Genomic DNA, 17,605 nt, shown 5'->3' with positions numbered 1-17,605 from the left:
TAAAACAGTAGAAAGGTATAAAGGAAAAAATATCATTATACGCCATAATATAATCAACGAATTCCATAATTTAACTACATACCTGAAAGTTGTATATTTCTCACACAACAATATGAGATCGATATAAAACATGATTATTGTTTTATTTTGAAAGAGATATTGTTACTCAATTCAAAATGTTCTTTAAGCTATAAAAGCTGATTTATAAGGGAAATTTGTGGCGTTAAGTGCTAATTTTAAACATTCGATAATGCCCCAAAATTCAATGCCATTAGTTTTGCGCTGCACCTAAAAATGTGGGATAGAATTATTAAAAGCCTTATAAAAGGTACTTATTAATACTACTTTCCCGTAACTTAGCTAGATGTATATAGTGACTAAAATACACATTGCACCAAGTTGTTAGGTGCGCCATTGGGATGACTTATTTAATACCAAAGATTTTCAAAATACCTGCCCAAAAGGTTGATCTTGGCTTTTGTTGAGTCTGTAGCTTAACCTTAGGAGCAAAATCTTTCTTAGGTGTTGTTTGCTCTTGTGGCGCTTTGCTTAACGACTGTTTAGCAAACTGTGCAGCTTCTTTCTGTTTCGCTTCTTGCAACATTTTAGAGTAACGAATAGGTTGAGTTAACCTGTCATCTTGTTGCTGCTGAGGCTTTGGCTGCGGTTGCTGCTGTTGAGAAGACTGCTCAATTGGTTTGTCATTGGCTGCTTGCAGCAGTCTGTCAATGACATCTTGGCCAGCAACCAAGGTGACATTAGAATTCACAGTGCTACATACTCTTTTCAAAAGGGATGAGCTTGGTTGAGGTTGCTGCTGTCGGGCAAACGGCTCAATTGGTTTGTCATTGGCTGGTTGCTGCTGTTGGTTAGCGACAGCTTTGTTAGAAATCGAGTTGACAGTAGAAGAGCCAACAGCACTATGTGCGCTTTTCCAAGGGGTTGAGCTTGGTTGTGGTTGCTGCTGTCGGGCAAACGGCTCAATTGGTTTGTCATTGGCTGCTTGCTGCTGTTGGTTAGCGACAGCTTTGTCAGAAATCGAGTTAACAGTAGAAGAGCCAACATCACTATGTTCGCTTTGCCAAGGGTTTGAGCTTGCTTGTGGTTGCTGCTGTTGAGCAGACTGCTCATTTGGTTTGTCATTGGCTGGTTGCTGCTGTTGGTTAGTGACAGCTTTGTCAGAAATCGAGTTGACAGTAGAAGAGCCAACAGCACTATGTTCGCTTTGCCAAGGGGTTGAGCTTGGTTGTGGTTGCTGTTGTCGGGCAAACGGCTCAATTGGTTTAGCATTGGCTGGTTGCTGCTGTTGGTTAGTTACAGCTTTGTCAGAAATCGAGGTGACAGTAGAAGAGCCAACAGCACTATGTTCGCTTTGCCAAGGGGTTGAGCTTGGCTGTGGGTGCTGTGGCTGTTTTTCAGGCATGACACCAAACGGAATGCCTTTCTCAAGATATTCATATTTTGGCTCTGGTTGCTTTTGTTCGCCTGCTATGGCATCACAGTCGAAAATCTTGCTCACGAACTTGTATCCACGACCACTTGAGCAGCCTGGAAAAGTGAAATCAGCAGCGTAAGGAATGGAAATAACAATAATAGCTTCAGAAATTCTTACTTCATTGCCTGCGTTTAATGGATCATAATAATCAGGGTCGGTCATAGAAATGCCTTTTAATTTTAAGCGACCCCAGTCAAAATCAAGTTTTGCTTTACCTGATGGGTTCTTATAGATAAAGACGTTTCTAACATGCAATAAAGATTCAGATGGTATTGATTCTTGATCAACAACATCCATTTCGTATTCATCTAAATAAGCACGACTATTTTTCCAAAAACCATGGTATCCGTACTTCTCGTATACTGACTTCATGATGCTTTCTGGGTAAGTATGTACTTTGCGGCAGGAGTTGAAGTCGATAGCCCAATTTTCTTTTTGTACTCCTCTTGGTACAGGGTGGCCTGTAAACTCAATTACATCCAAGGGTTGAGCATAATCAATCTCAAAACTTTGCACAGAGCCTGCATATCCGTCGTCTCTTACGATACGGATCCATTGAGATGGATTATCTAGATCTACGCCTCCTGGACACAGGCCTCCTTTCTTGCAACTAACTGCAAGGAGTAATACACGCTTTGGTTTAGGCAGAGGCATTACAAATTACCTCCAAATTTAATTTCATCAGGAAACTTAGCAAGAAGTAAATTACTTAATACCCTACGATGGCATTTTTCGTTAGTAGGTTCAGAGCACAGCAAAACTACATTCTCAAACTTACCAAACTCAGACACAAAGTTTGAGATGTTAGAGCTGCTTTCAAGTTGCTTGATATAAGCCACTTCAAATAGCTTATAGTCCTTGCACATAGGACTACCCTTCTCTCGAACTTCTTTTAAAAGTTCTTTAGTAGGAGCCAAATCAGATCTATGGCAGTATTTACAGCCATTAGCTAGTTCAGAGAGGAAATAAGGCAAATCTTTTTCAAAGGCAAAACGAGAGAGTTGTCCATTAGGATTTAGTCTTACGTCAACCAGGCAATGGATGTTGTTGTTCTTTAAAATGCCAAAAAATTCTTGAGCAGTTTTTTGGGTAAAACCGATGTTAAATAATTTAATCATTGTCGTTCACACTTCCTTTCTTCCAGCCGTGCATGAGATTCCAATAGCGGTCGCAATAGTCATCTAGCTTGGCTTGCAAACTGTCACCATGGTAATTGTCTAAGAGGGAGCCACCTAACAGTGATGGTGTTAAGAGTGTTTCTTTAGTTAGATGGCGTTTTTGACAAACAGTATCTTCAAGCTGCTTATCTAAATCACTTTGACTAAGTAGTACGATCTGACCATCTTTAATGGCTATGTGCTTTATCTCAAGCCACTCACCAAACTTATTATTTAGGGCTCTGCTAATTAAAAAGTAGCGATGGCAATTCATAGGCTGTTTTTCACTGCACATTAAGCACAAGGTAAAGCCCTTTTGATAGGCAACCTCGATACGTTTTAGCCCACTTGCAAAGTAATCGTCGTGCCTAAACTTGTTAAAGTCCACAATTTCCTCAGATGGTTGTAGCTCAGTGTGCTCAGGGCGATTGCTTTTTGAGATAGGAAAAGCATCTTGTTCAAAAAAGATTTCTGATGCTCTTGAAAAAACAGCTTGCTCAACTTTAGCCTGAGCTCCTAGCTCCCCCATATGCACATAGGGAATACCAAAAGCTTTACCAGCACCTTTGAGAATGTCGCAATTTGTTTGAGGAAATTGACCTGAATAAGGTGAGGAGCGCACATCCACAAGATAGTTGACTTGAAGCTGACGCAAGGTCAACATCATGCGCTCTATATCAACCTCACTGTTGTGAACAAATGAGGTATAGCCAATGGTGTATAAAGATTGTTTAGCCATTTTCTTGTTCTCTTAATTTGGTTGATGTTTGCAACTTAGATAAAGTATTAGGATTAAGTACGAGCTTTAACTTAGTGTCAGTACTCTCAAGAAATATATCGCTATATTTATTTATGAAGGCGCTGGCTTGAAGATTGTGTTGAGACTCAACAAAATCAAAAACTATGTTCTTTGAAGCTGCAATTTTAGATAAATAGATTAGGATAAATTCCTCAAGACCAATGCAAAAGAAGCGACAGCTAAGGGCAAAGTTAACTACCTCTATTTGATCATCACTCTTAAGGAAAGTTAAGGCAGCAGCAACGCCAAAGCTTGTGCCATCATAGCCAAAGACCTCAAAGTACACCGACTCATAGGGATCACTAAAGATTAGATTATTGTTAAACTTAAATTGACCTGCAGTGCGGTAAAGCCTCATAGCCTCTTGATGGTTGGGGTCTTGATGAATTTTTACCTGATAGCTTGGGGTTAGGTAAACTTCACGATCTTGCTTAATAGTTCTCAAGATAGCTTTGCGATTGCGTGATTTTACAGACAGCTCACCCCTATCGAAGATACCTAATGCCTCAATAATATTAATAAGCTCATCATGGCTGTTCCATTGAGGCACAAATACATCAGGTAAGGAGTAAGCAACGCTATCTCTATTAATCTGATTGTCATCAATAAAGATGCAAGCATTGGTCATGATAGAGAACTCAGCAGCTATTCTTTTAATGTTTTCGCTTTTATCAGCAAAATTGGCGATTACGCAGTCTATTTGATCTTTTATGGGAAATTCCGATAGCTTGAGCTTGGCTATAGCTTGCTTGATCTCTTGTTCGTGGTTGCGGGTGCAAATGGCTACGAATAAGCCATACTCTTGGGCAAGGGTTCTAACAAACCACATAAAGTTTACAAAAGGCTTGCCGCATGGTGATCTGAGATTACGCTTAATAGCATCTAAGCCCTCTTCTGCTATAGTGCCTGGCCATAAGGTATCGTCCAAATCTAAGATTAAAGCTTTGAATATAATCTTATTTTGGCAAACTATCTTGGAGAGAATTTTCATTAGTAAGATTGCCATAAGGGAGATGCCCAATTGGGCAGACAATCTTATCAAGCTAGTTAAGTGGTCTAACTGGTAAACAAAGGCATAGCTCTCATGGGTATCGCAGTTTTCGTAAACAATCTTAATCTCTGAGATTGATTCTTTGCTGCCTACAAATTTTACAACAATACCATAGCTCTCCAGGGCTAATAGTAGCTCAGACAAGCTTGGGTCTTCATCATCAATAAACTCTTGAAGACCTTCTATGCTGATGGCAAGTTTACTGGTAAAGAAATTACGAAAGGCACCAAGATAATTAACCAAAAACATAGACATGTAGCGGTTTTGAATCGAACACTCTTCTGCATCTGCACCTGAATTAGACATAGTAAAAGACCACTCCTAAATGGTTTGTTATTTCATAAGATTCAGTTAAAAGGCTTGTTAAAAGTGTAAAAGCCTTAAGCACCTGATCTTGGCAAGAATAAGCTAAGAGAAATAATGCTTTAGCAAAATGGGACTGCTTTGAGATTAGACTCCTACTTTTAAGCAGCTGCCCTTATCTATTAACTAAGTGAATCAAGATTAAAGATGTAAATTTTAAGGAGCAATTAAAAAGGTCGATCCTTAGTAAAGTAAGAGCCCCTTAACCTTAGGAACAATGCATAACCAAATAAGCACTCAATTACCTAATATGTTAGGTAGTTGTCTGGATGCAATTAGTTCCTTAACTTACTCCTGATGCTGATAGCTAAAGCTGCATTATGTGAAGCTTACGAATTAAAGAGTCTTTAATTTTATAGGGAAGGAATAAACTCCGTCATTGTGTTTTTCAACCATAACTTGAGCTATTTTCCACTCATTAATCTGAGCAAACATAAACAATTTTTCACTTAAACTTATTTGATTGTTTAACGATCCTTTGCCTTGAAGGACTTCAAACGTTCTATATAGAATATATTCCCAAAACTCGTCGAAAGAATTAGCATCAATCGTGTAACAAGCAGAGTCTGTTTTTAAAGATAATGTACCATCATCTACCTTGATGTGAATATCAGACCACTTATAGATCTCGCCTTCAACAATTAAGCCTGAGTCGCAAAAGCCTATACGGTTAGTATTGGTAGTATACATATAGAACTTTTTCTCATACATGATAGATTCAGCTAATGTCATAGCTGCATTACTGATTATCATAGGGATACATATTTGAGTTAGCTCTGAATCAATAAATGGTATAATGTTAACTCTAGTTACTTTATTAATTAACATATATGGTATATCTAAGTTAACATACGTAGGTTGATTAAGCTCAAAAATACGATTCCATCTATAGCGTGCAGTCTTATAATCCAAATAGTCAAAATTAATAGTAAGTACATCCTTACAGTCGTAATCTCGAGTTTTATGGACTGAAAAATTAGCTAAAGAGTAGTCGTAATCATCCACGTAAAGTAGCATATTATCTATAGTTGCAATACCTTCTTGAACGTTATTGACTCTGATAGAATCAACATAGAGAGGCTTTCCAAATACATTAACCATATAAACAAAGATTTGTTTAATGTTAATTAAAGTTATTTTTGTTTGATAGGTATAAAGCATTTCAGTCAAATAGTTCAGACAGTAGAATACAAGGTCATCACAAGCTTTATAGAAAAGACCATTACTTTTGTTAACAATAAGTATTGGTAAAGCAGCGCCTATCCAAGATGGCAGTTTGTTTGATATTTCTTTTGAACCCCAACTAATAGCATTATCAATAGTCTTGATAGTTGATAAGGCTATGTTATTAAAAAAACGTGATTTTTCTTTGAAGTTGTCAAGAATAAACTCTTCTTGACGCAATATATACTTGTGCTTGAAAAGGTCATTAAAAAGAGTAATCAGATCTTTAATATCTTTCTCAGCACTCTCTAGGTGTGGCTGAGCAAGCACTTCATAATAATCAACGATAGAGCTAATAAAATCACTGCAATTAGTGTTTTTATTAGTCTCATTAATGGCAAGTTCAATCATTATTGAATTAATGTCATCAAAAGATAGGCGTTTAAACAAATCTTTAATGGTTTGCAAATAATATGCTTTTAAATCATTAAGCGCATCAGAGACTAGCGATATATCAGCTAATTGAGAAAAGCCGCTTTGGAGGCGCATTTCATTGATTAGATGAAATACAGTCTCTGGGTCTTGAGTTTCTAAAACATTGGAAAGAGCTTTGATTGCATACTGATATACATTTAAGCCAATGTTAGCTTTACTGCTTAAAAGAATACTTGCAATTAAATTGCCATTGCTCAAGTCATAGATCTTTTCAGACAAGATAGTAATCAGCAAATTATTAGGATCAGATTGAAGTTGCTCAATCCTTGTCTTGATTTCGGTTTTACAAAGCTCTGGCAGGTAAAAAACCTCGCACTTAACTCTGTTCTTGTGATTGGTTAAAAGAGAGCCTGCTTTATTACACTTCTCAGGATCTCCTAATAAACTAGCATCCTGAACTGTGGACATGATAGTCCTGCGATTATCAGATAATGAAACGTCAAGAATATAGAATGGATTATCAAGAATGTTCATATTAATTCAAAAAAAGCTAGCTGATTGAGCTTAATAAAGGCAATATGTAAGTAAACAAGAGATAATAAGACTTATGGCCTATGTCCTAGCTGAGGTGGCATCGCAAGATGGCACTATTGTTTTTAAGTTAGCCTAAAGCTAAGACATACTATGTGCTTGCAAATTATCTTCGAGACAATTTTCATAATGAGCATTGTAATCATGTAGGATCTAAGTGCGATAAATAGCCACGGAAAGGTGGTTAAATTATCAAGATCATAGACAAAACTAGCATTCTCACCTGTTGTAGTGTTTTGGAATCTTGCCTTAACCTCTGCTACTGAGCTTTAACTTCCTTATAGGATCACATTCAGGTCATAGCGCTCAAGTGCAGATAGCAGGCATTTATCTAAACTAAACAGCCTAAGATAAATGCCTGTTGCTCAGGCCTTAGTAAAGGAACGAGCTTTTACAAGGGAATCTTCCACATTAAGGCTACTTTACTTGAACAGGGAATGAGAAAACTCCGCCATTGTGTTTCTGAACAACATTTTGAGCTAAGCCCCATTCGGTAAGCTGGGCAAACATAAACAATTTTTCGCTTAAACTTATTTGATTATTTAAGGATTCTTTCTTTTGAAGCGCTTGAAATGTTGTATGCAGAATATATTGCAAAAAGCTAGCGAAAGAATTATGGTCAATGGTATAACAATCTAAGTCGGTTTTGAAAAATAAGGTAGAATCATCGACCTTGATATTAACATCAGACCAAGAGCAATGATGGCCATCAACTATTAAGCCAGAATCACAAAAGGTTAGTTGTTCATCATTTTGTGAGGTTAAATTGATTTTTTTACCGCACATTAGATCTTTAGCTAATACCATAGCTGCTTTAGAAAAGGTAATGGCAAGACTTATTTCCCATAGCTCAGAGTTAACGATTTTTTTAGATTTTCCTTTAGTTGCTGCATTAAGTAATGCAAGAGATTCCATAGAGTTAAGTAGCATAGTTTTATCAAAATCAAAATGCTCATTCCAACTATATTTGGAGCTCTGAAACTGAAGATAGTCAAAATTAATAGTAAGTACTTGCTTAAAGATGAGGCCTGTAGTTTTACTGATTGAAAAATTAGCCAAAGAGTAGTCGTAATCATCCACGTAACGCAGCATATTATCTATAGTTGAAATACCTTGTTGAATATTCTTGGTTCTGTAAGTCTCAACATAGAGAGGCTTACCAAACACCTCAACCATATAAACAAAGATGGTTTTAATGTTAATTAAAGCTATTTTTGTTTGATAGGTATAAAGCATTTCAGTCAAATAGTTCAGACAGTAGAGTACAAGGGCATCACAAGGTTTATAGAAAAGACCATTACTTTTGTTAACAATAAGTATTGGCAACGCAATGTCTATCCAGGATGATAGTTTGTTTGAGACTTCTTTTGAAGCCCAGCTAATAGCATTATCACTAGTCTTGATAGTGAATAAGGCAATGTTATTAAAAAAACGTGATGTTTCTTTGAAGTCGGGAAGATCAAATTCTTCTTGTCTCAAAATATACTTGTATTTGAAAAGGTCATTAAAAAGAGCAATCAGATCTTTAACATCTTGTTCTGCATCCTTTAGGTGGGGCTGAGCAAGCACTTCATAATAATCAACAATAGAGCTAATAAAGTCACTACAATTGGTGTTTACTGTAGTCTCTTTAAGAGCCAGTTCAGACATTATTGAGTTAATGTCATCAAAAGATAGGCGTTTAAACAAATCTTTAATGGCTTGCAAATAATAGGCTTTTAAATCATTAAGCGCATCAGAAACTAGCGATATATCCGCCAATTGAGAAAAGCCACTTTGGAGTCGCATTTCATTGATTAGATCAAATACATCTTCAGAGTCTTGAGTTTCTAAAACATTGGAAAGAGCTTTGATTGCATACTTATTTGTATCTAAGGATGGCTTATATTTACTACTTAACAATGCACTAGCGATTAAATTGCCACTGCTCAAGTCATAGATCTTTTCAGACAAGATATTTATGAGCAAATTATTTGGATCAGATTGGAGTTGCTCAATCTTTGTCTTGATTTCGGTTTGAGAAAGATCAGGAAGGTAAAAAACCTCACACTTAACTCTGTTCTTGTGATTGGTTAAAAGAGAGCCTGCTTTAGTACATTCGTCTGGGTCGCCAAGTAAACTTGCATCCTGAACTTTAGACATAATAGTTCTGCGATCATCTGCTAATGAAGCGCCAAGCAGATAGAATGGATTTTCGAGAATGATCATATTAATTAGAAAACTCTAGATGGCTGAGATTAATAATGTTAGTAGGATAAGTAAACAAGAGATAAAAGACTTATGGTTTATGTCCTAGCTAATGGGGCATCACAAGATGGAACTATTGTTTTTAAGTTAGCCAAAAGCTAAGACATAGTCACAAGCATAATAATGGCGGCCATAAGACTGATAACTATAAGGAGGACACCTAAATTGGGATGATGTTGTATACGCTCGATATCAACATAGCTGATGGCAAGTCAGGCTCTTTGGTTATTTCTTAATTAAACTAAAGAGCAGTCCCAATTTTTAGGTGATCTTATAGGAACTTATAGTTTATCCCTTGATAATATTCGCTAAATCTTCAGGGATCTCATCTGTGCTTGATTGAGTTAACCTAGTCATGGCAATTACCACTTGTCTAAGCTTTTTAACATCATTACTTTCGATAGCTGCAATACCTTTGATAGCTAAAAGCTTAAATTCAACTTGATCCTCAAATTCAACCTGATTAGTGCTAACAAGGTATGAAAAATAACCTTGTAAGAAATCAAAGTCATTTAACATATAGATGTTCATTAAACTTTTAATTTCTTGAAGGATAGTTTCAAAGCTATTATTAGAATGATTAATAGCTTTTTGTGCCTTATCATGTAACTGATCAAGTTTAATAAGATCGGCACGAGAGCCTTGAGGAGACTCCTCTAAAAGCTTTCTAGCTTGGGCAGTAACTCTTTCTAGCTCATCTTCCCTAATAGTTTTAAAATGCTCTTTGTTAACCTGGTTTAGAAGCTTTTTAGCCTCTAAAAGTTTTTCTGAGGCTTCTTGAGCTAGCTCGCTATCATTAGCATCAATGCACTGTTCAAGGACAAAATCGACCTTGCTCTTAGCTTGATCAAGCTTAGGATCGCTAATAACTTCTTCAAGTTCCTCGATGCGTTCTAGAATTTGACGAGCATCTTTTTCTAGAGCTTGGTTGTCCTTAGAGAAGTCAATCATACCCTCTTGACGAGAATAGAAGTTCTTTCCTGAATTAAAAGTGCTACCAATAGAAGGTACAGAAATATCAAGAATAATATTTCCAGAGTCCAACATTTCAAAGTCACACTCTAACTCTGCGCCTACAGGGATAATACCTTCGTCAAAGTCTTTGCCTGAAATCTTCATTACGCCAATGTAGCGATTGTCGGTAACTGGATTATCAATTTCGCCTTCCCAGAGCTTAAAGTTAATGGTATCTGAAGAGCCTGCTTTTAAGGTTTGAGCTGCTTTAAAGGTACGGGTGCCTTTAACTGGAAGACTGTCACCTGCACGTACTAAAAAGTCTAGAGTACTATCACCATTAAGTTTGTTTAAAACCTCAATGCCTATAGAGTAAGAGGCTGGAATTGCATCAACAGTAACAGCTGTTTTAGTGATAGTAATTTTGTCTTCAGGTAAGACTAAAGCATCGCCAAATTCGTTGTAAACAAAGACTTTAAAGTTATTATCGCCATCTTTGCTTAAAGGTAACTCACAGGTTGTTCCATTCTTTAATGGCATACGACCAGAGGACCAGCCTGTATCGATACAATTAATCTGTAACTCATAATCATCACTAATGTTGTCTTTAAATGAAACAGCAAATTTTGTGAAGCTTTCTGGAGTTCGAGCAATATACTTAAATGAAAGGTCAATTTGAGACTTAACATCAAGCTGACCACGAATGCTTTTACGAGTATGGTTTTGGCTACTCCAATCAATGGATTCAGCAAAAATACTAGCACCCTCAGCAACAGCTGTCATAGGATTAACTTCTAAGCCGCCCCTAATGCCAAGCTCAAAAGAAACCTTTTCTCTTAATGGGGCATAGTTAGTAGGGCCACCAATAAAAACAACACGTTCAATATCATCAGGGCTCAAGCCTGCACTCTTAATAGTATTGCGGGCTGCTTCAATAGAGTCATTAATGCGATCGTCAATTAGTTCATTAAAAGTGGATCTTTCTAGAGGAATATCAAGATAGATATCTTCATCGTTTAGATCTTGTAATCTAGTTTCGCTTTCAGACAAGCAAATGATGGCATGGTCATTAGATGACAGCTCAATCTTGGCTCGCTCAGTTGCCCAGTTAGAAAGGCGAATTAATGACTTATAAGTAGGGTCAGTGGCAAAGTTTTCTGGCAAATTAAAATTATCATCAAGCCATGGGCGCACTATATTATTAAAGATGGCTCGATCGAAATCTCGACCACCACACATAGCAATACCGCCATGAGATAATAAATTTACTCGACCATTAATACTCTCAGCAATAGCTATATCTAAAGTACCGCCACCTAAATCGTAAATTAAGAATAAGCCATCTTGCTTGGTATGACGCATTACGCTCATTACCGCAGCAACAGGCTCTTGCATTAGTGTGACTGCACCTAAGCCAGCCATCTGGGCTGCCTGCATAGTGGCATCTTTTTGCATCTGATTGAATGCAGCAGGAACAGTAATTACAGTGCCAATATCTTCGCTATTGCGAATTTCTTCTGGTAAGTAGCCAAATAAAACTTTGAGTACTTCACTAGAGCACTCCTCTGGAGACAAGCTTCTATCAAGAGCCTTAATATCAATAGGAGTACTGGTTCCCATTAATCTTTTAAAGAGTAATGTAGCATTCTCAGGGCTGTGAGGTGCTGCGTCATATGCTCGCTTGCCTACAAACTTATTTCCTCTACGATCGAAGTATAAAGCAGAAGGAGTAACATCATTTTGTTCTGGGCTTTTCCAAATACGGGTATTTTCACCATCAAACGAACAAATAGCACTGTTGGTAGTGCCTAGGTCAATACCAATAAAGTGTTTCATTATTTACCCTCTTGTTTCTTTAAGGTAACAATACCTGTATGCAGTAAACCATTAGAACCCATAATGATAGGCTCTATAACCTGATCAACTATTAGAGTGTCTTCGTGGGAAAACTCATCTAAGTTAATGGCACTTACTGCCATACCTTCTTGATAAACTTGTCCTTCGCAACTAACTATGCTGATATTAGATTTAGCTAATTGAATATTAAGTTGACGCTGAAAGTATCTAAGTTTATTTAGATGTTTTGTTTGATCATTTGTTGGTAATTTGATAGCCATGCTGTGATAGCTTTTAACAAAACGCCATGATTCTATAACCATGCCTATCAATGACTCTAAAACAAGATTGCTGCTTACCTCATCACTCTTGCAAGCAAGTACTGGTTTTTCTTCGTTTTTTGAGCATGTAGAGGAGTCATCTAGGGAATTAGCAGCTACAGGTTTTGGTTCTGGCTCATTTGTACAAGCAAGCACTGGTTGCTCTTCATTGTTTGAGCACATAGAGGAGTTGTTTGATGTATGTTCAGCCACAAGTTCAGGCTTTAAATCGAAAGATGGGGGTATATACAATTTAATATGATCTCCCTAAAAATAGGAATTAATGATCACAATAGCAATAATGTTTGTTTGCGATGGCAATAGTAATTGCTAAGAAATATATAAGGCTCAATTCTAAATGAGGATTAGTAAAATATAAGTTAGGATTGGGCTTTAAGCCTTTGACTTTCTTACTTAAAGCAAGGCTTATAAAAGATGGGTAAGCGTTAAGGCTAGTAAGAAAAATTAGTAGCCACGGCGCTCAAGAGTACCACGCTCACCAGTATATGGATTGGTGTTGCCCTCAGTGCTCCAATTGTTGTCGAAGCTATTGTCAGGGCCAGAACGATAGTGGCCACGTACTTGAGTGCCATCAGAGCGGGTATAGCCATTAACATATACGTCTTTGGCCTGAGCGTTAAAAGCTAAAGACATTGATAAGATCGCAAGACCTAAGAAAAATGCTTTTTTAAACATACTAATTACTCTGTGATTATTAATTTAGATCCCAGTGGTTTGAGAGCTGGGATCTAAGATATTTTAGTAAGGATAAATTTTCCTAAGACAAAGCTCAGAGCTTATGTTTTAGTTAAGGGAAGATTCAATATAAGCTCAACTAGTTAACGTCTTCGCCAATTAAGAATAGGGACTTGGCTAAAGAGTTAAAGAAGTTTTGATACGCAATTGGATCTCTAATAATTTCAAGGCCAGATTGAGCATTAGCGCGAACTTGTACTTGATTATCGCCATACTTGCGAACAGTTACTGATAAGCGAGAGGCATTGTGGAATGATGTACCAGTTACAGTGCCTACACGAGCATCAGCATTATCAATAACAAAGCCTACGTCTTGCATAGTGGCAATTACAGCCTTAATAGCAGTATCAACATCTGGTGCTTCAAAGATTTTTGTTTGATAGCTACGGGTCTGTACCTGAGTTTCACTACCATCGCCAAGAACAGCCTCGTTTAAAGAAGTACAACCTGTAAAAGAAGCACATAAGGTAACTGCTAAAACTACTGCTAATTTTTTCATTTTCATAATCTCGTAATCGGAAAAAATCCGTTCCTAATAATGGAGTTTTATTGAAATAGGTTAATTAATAATTAAATTTTTTCAGCAGTTAAGAATACAGACTGACTTAACTTGTTGTAGAACTCTTGATAGATGGTAGGCTCTAAAATGAGTTCGAAGCGAGTAACATTGTGAGTATTGGTTACAGCACGTACAAAAGAGACACGTACTACTTTCTTCTTTGGATTATCTTTAATTGAAGAGACAACAAGGGTAACTTTAATGCGCTGAACAACATCATTACCAATATCTACACCTGCTAATAAAGCAATAAGGAAACGGCCAACTACTTGATCAGCTTCAACAGCCTCATGATCCTTGTAGCAAGATAATAGACCTAAGTCAAAATCACTCTTTTCTACGATATAGCCAAGGTCTTGCAGTACGTGTGTAGAGGCTGTTAATAATTGCTCAGCATCATCAGTCTCATATATACGGGTTTGTACTTGACGCACCTGTAGATATTCAGGAGATAACTTGTAGTATTGTGAATAATCAGGAGAAGCACATCCATTAAGGATAAAAGCCATGGCAAAAGCCATGATGAGAGAGATTTTCTTCATAGTTAGTTTGATTACTTAAAGCAAATATTAGAAAGAAGATGAACGATAGGAAACATCACGAACCTTATAGATCTCATCGAACTTAACTACGATAGTAAGGGTTCGTTGGTTGGTTGATGCAGAGGCTGTGCTGGCACTGGCACCACCCAAACCACCGCCGCTACCTCCAAATAAGAGGCCTAATAAGCTGCCAGAGGCTGAAGATGAGTTGTAGTTAGTTGAGATTTTGTCATAAACCCAAACCTCACGGCCTTGAGTATCAGTAGATACCATGTTTGGACTACCTAAAACATCAATAACCTCAGCGCTAGACATGCCTTTTTTGATTTCGCTTTGAGCTTTAGCTATAGTGATATTTTCTTCTTTGACAGCATGAGTATTGGTCATACAGCCAGTGGTCATTAAGGATAAGGCTAAAAAGGTAGCAGTAATAGCACCGTGCTTTTTTAAATTAAGGTTCATCTTTTCACCAAAATATTAGCTAAAAGAAACGATTCTCATTGCAAAACCTATATCTTTAGGCCATACACTAAACTACAATAATAAAGCCCAAGAACATATCAATGCCTTGGTTTGTGAGGGATTTGGTATAGGCTAATAGAGAATTATTTAAAGCAATTTGATTAACTTGTATGACTTAAACAGAGTAAGTAATACACAAGGCTTCCATAGATACACATACAGAATGCGTATATGAAATAAATGTTACATACAATTCTAACGTAAAAAAAAAAATAGTCAATATTTTAGATCGGAAAACATAGCAAAACGGCTGATTAAAACGTATCTTTATTAGGTAACACTAGAAGAGGCAGTCGTTAAAAATGAGGGGTAGTTCGTAGTTTAATGGCTCGCATTCAATTAAACATGTGATATGTCTTGAGATAGCAAAAACTTCAACACAAAAAAGGTTTCATGCCCAGAGCAACTTCTCAAAATTGAGCTTCCATATATGCCTAAGACTATAGTCTCAGTAATAGCAAATATAAACATAAATAGTGTTAACTTCTATTATTTGCCAAGCTTAATCTAAAGAGTCTCAAGACAGAAATTCCAAACAGCCATTAGCAGTCATGAGTATCCAGTGCAGCAATGAGTAGCTACATGTAGCCATTGGCTTTCGTGAGCATGCCTGAGCAGCTATGAGCGGGCGCTTAAGATGAGTGTTTGTTTAGCCTAAAATTCCTAGCGCTATTTGGTTGCTTATGCATGAGTTTTAAGCAGGTAGTGCTAGTTTGTACATAGCTTAGCAGGCAAATAAACTATCTTTGTTGAAGCAACTTGGCTTTTCTTATTTAAATTTTTAGTGTGCCTTTAAACTTTTGTAAGGTAAATCACCGAACTTTGCCTTTATTTAAGATAAACTAGATCGATTGTTTATTTTTTGCATGAAAGAGGCTGACATATCTCATGCTTTAGCTTTGTAATAGTTAAAGCTGGGAAAAAAACATAGCTTCACAGGTAGCTAGTCATATTAGCTATTAAGATAGTTAAAGGTTAGTTAACAGAATATCTTCGGTAATAGTACAGCCTAATAAGGTTAGACAAAGGCTGTGTGTGGACGTGATCTTATAAGTTTAGCCATATTTTTAAACCATGCAAAATGGCCCTATAGCTCTAATTGAGCCTAGAAATAAACTTAAAGAGCAACTCACGAAAAAAGCTCAAAGGAGAGCGATACAAGATGAAAGTGCTTAGTTGGTTCAAGATAGCAGTATTAAGCTTAACAAGCTGCTATATGTTGCAGGCAGTAGCCGAGCAAAACACTGAACAAAATTTAGATTCTAAAGCTGAACAAGTAGCTGAGCAAAATGCTACTGAGAGCGAGTCTAAAGCTTATAGTGAGCAATGTCCTAAGTGTCCTGAATGTGTAATTTACGCCAGTGATGTTGCAGCAGCTGAGTTTAATAATAAATATCTTGGTCAAGACATGCGCTATATCAATGCCGTAAAGGATGCCTTAACTATTGAGGAGGAGGAATTATTACCTTTAGTCTCATTAGATAAGAACTCACAGTTTGTTACCTATGATGATCAAGATAGAGTGCTATTACTAAGCTTACATGCTTATCCTGATTCTTATATCGAAGGTACTGATATGAAGTTGCCATATCAGTGTTGGTCATTTACAGATAAGGAATTTAAAGCCTGGTATGGCCGCAATAGTAATGGTGTTACCAATTGGACATTGCGTCTTAATCAATTATTAGGTATGCCAGCAGAGCGTAAGAGCACTCATATTACCGCTATCTGGGTACATCCTGAGGACGTTTTGCGTCCTGCCTATAGAACAGATGTCTTTAATCAAGAGCCATCTGGCTCGTTTGAAGAGTCCAAAGAGGAATTTGCTGGTATTCAAGTACACTCTTATATTCAGGCTAAGAGTTTAGAAAAAGCTAAAGAGCTAGAAAAGGCATTATCCCAAGCTAGTAAAAATAAGGCCAATGCTGAGCTTGCAGATCCTCAAATAACTGAACGCAAAAAGGCTTTGCTCAAAGCTGCTATTAGTTCAGATCAGGAATTATCTCACGAAAATGTGCAAGGCACTTACCACACTCACAGTCTAGATAGCTTTAAGTCATGGTTTAACAAAAATATCATTGCCTCTTATTTTAGCCAGCATGATTACCCATGGACACGTATTGGTTATACCTACGATTGGGCTCATGCTCTTAGAGCTGATGGTAATAATGGTGCTAGCGAATATGGTGTAACAGAATTTTTAGTACCTCAGCACACAAAGGTTACAGTTGCCTATACTTTGAGTATCAAAGATTTCATTAAGAAAATTGCCAAAGAAGTAGAGCAAGACCATACCAACAGCACCACTAACTATTTCTTACAATAGTAATCTCTTTATCATGCAAGCAAGCTATCAACCAAGAAAGAAAGCTTGCTTGCAAGCCTTTCTACCTGCAATAAAGCTTGCTTGCAAGCCTTCTTGCCATCAATCTAGTCCCTAAAAAACAGCCAATGTGTTCTAATTTTCTTAACTAGCTGCCTACAAATATTTCCTCTCCAATCTCCTGTTCATTAGCGTTTGTTCAGCACTTTAATTAAAGTCATATTATCCAAGCTCATGTTGTTAATAAAATTGGGCAAGGATGCTGGTATTTTGGTTTTGCCTTATTAAAGGTCCAGCCTTATACATTGGCCTGCAAGCTCCACCTTTAGCAAGCTCGTTTTATCCCTTACCACGGCTAACCTGACTCATGATTTCCTAATTAAGAACGGTAAAGATAAAAAATCTGATAAATAACTAATTATGAGAGGGGAGAAATTTTTGTGTATGATAGGAGGCATAACTAAACAACATCATAAAAAAAGGAGTTATGC

The 17,605-nt window shown here is 37.1% G+C and carries 13 protein-coding genes; 1 reads left to right on the top strand and 12 read right to left on the bottom strand.

Translation table 11 applies throughout. From position 1 onward, the window contains the following. Positions 1-424 precede the first annotated feature (424 nt). The 12 genes from MXE38_RS07675 to MXE38_RS07620 form a co-directional block, all read right to left on the bottom strand. Entirely contained in the window at positions 425-2,149 is a 1,725-nt protein-coding gene (locus MXE38_RS07675) for a hypothetical protein (RefSeq protein ID WP_246913675.1), read from the bottom strand. Next, complete coding sequence (locus MXE38_RS07670; protein WP_246913673.1) at positions 2,149-2,613, bottom strand: DUF488 domain-containing protein; 465 nt, start codon at positions 2,611-2,613, stop codon at positions 2,149-2,151. The genes MXE38_RS07675 and MXE38_RS07670 overlap by 1 nt, the downstream gene beginning before the upstream one ends. Next, positions 2,606-3,391 (bottom strand): DUF488 domain-containing protein, encoded by a 786-nt coding sequence (locus MXE38_RS07665; protein ID WP_246913671.1) that lies wholly within the window; start codon positions 3,389-3,391, stop codon positions 2,606-2,608. The genes MXE38_RS07670 and MXE38_RS07665 overlap by 8 nt, the downstream gene beginning before the upstream one ends. After that, positions 3,384-4,808 carry an HAD-IIIC family phosphatase gene (locus MXE38_RS07660; protein WP_246913669.1) on the bottom strand — a complete coding sequence of 475 codons (1,425 nt, stop codon included), beginning with the start codon at positions 4,806-4,808 and terminating at the stop codon, positions 3,384-3,386. The genes MXE38_RS07665 and MXE38_RS07660 overlap by 8 nt, the downstream gene beginning before the upstream one ends. Before the next feature lie 393 nt (positions 4,809-5,201). Then, a complete protein-coding gene (locus MXE38_RS07655; protein ID WP_246913667.1) occupies positions 5,202-6,998 on the bottom strand; it encodes a hypothetical protein in 1,797 nt (598 codons plus the stop codon). Positions 6,999-7,472: 474 nt separating this feature from the next. Further along, complete coding sequence (locus MXE38_RS07650; RefSeq protein WP_246913665.1) at positions 7,473-9,263, bottom strand: hypothetical protein; 1,791 nt, start codon at positions 9,261-9,263, stop codon at positions 7,473-7,475. A gap of 327 nt (positions 9,264-9,590) precedes the next feature. Continuing rightward, entirely contained in the window at positions 9,591-12,092 is a 2,502-nt protein-coding gene (locus MXE38_RS07645) for an Hsp70 family protein (protein ID WP_246913663.1), read from the bottom strand. Then, positions 12,092-12,625, bottom strand: a complete 534-nt coding sequence (locus MXE38_RS07640; protein ID WP_246913661.1) for a hypothetical protein — start codon at positions 12,623-12,625, stop codon at positions 12,092-12,094. Before MXE38_RS07640 ends, MXE38_RS07645 begins: the two co-directional genes overlap by 1 nt. A 252-nt stretch (positions 12,626-12,877) precedes the next feature. Further along, positions 12,878-13,108, bottom strand: a complete 231-nt coding sequence (locus tag MXE38_RS07635; RefSeq protein WP_246913660.1) for a hypothetical protein — start codon at positions 13,106-13,108, stop codon at positions 12,878-12,880. Between the two features lie 139 nt (positions 13,109-13,247). Then, positions 13,248-13,673, bottom strand: coding sequence for a hypothetical protein (locus MXE38_RS07630; protein ID WP_246913659.1), 426 nt, complete (start codon positions 13,671-13,673; stop codon positions 13,248-13,250). Between the two features lie 65 nt (positions 13,674-13,738). Then, entirely contained in the window at positions 13,739-14,236 is a 498-nt protein-coding gene (locus MXE38_RS07625; protein WP_246913658.1) for a hypothetical protein, read from the bottom strand. A 60-nt stretch (positions 14,237-14,296) separates the two neighbouring features. Further along, a complete protein-coding gene (locus MXE38_RS07620; RefSeq protein ID WP_246913657.1) occupies positions 14,297-14,731 on the bottom strand; it encodes a hypothetical protein in 435 nt (144 codons plus the stop codon). Between the two features lie 1,222 nt (positions 14,732-15,953). On the opposite strand from MXE38_RS07620, the gene MXE38_RS07615 reads away from it, so the two are divergent. After that, positions 15,954-17,117, top strand: coding sequence for a hypothetical protein (locus MXE38_RS07615; protein WP_246913656.1), 1,164 nt, complete (start codon positions 15,954-15,956; stop codon positions 17,115-17,117). Positions 17,118-17,605: the final 488 nt, after the last annotated feature.

This window comes from Anaerobiospirillum sp. NML120448 (assembly GCF_023050945.1).
In the GTDB taxonomy this organism is placed as follows: Bacteria; Pseudomonadota; Gammaproteobacteria; order Enterobacterales; family Succinivibrionaceae; genus Anaerobiospirillum.
The sequence above is the reverse complement of the archived record's forward strand: the minus strand, read 5'-3'. Positions and strand labels throughout refer to the sequence as shown.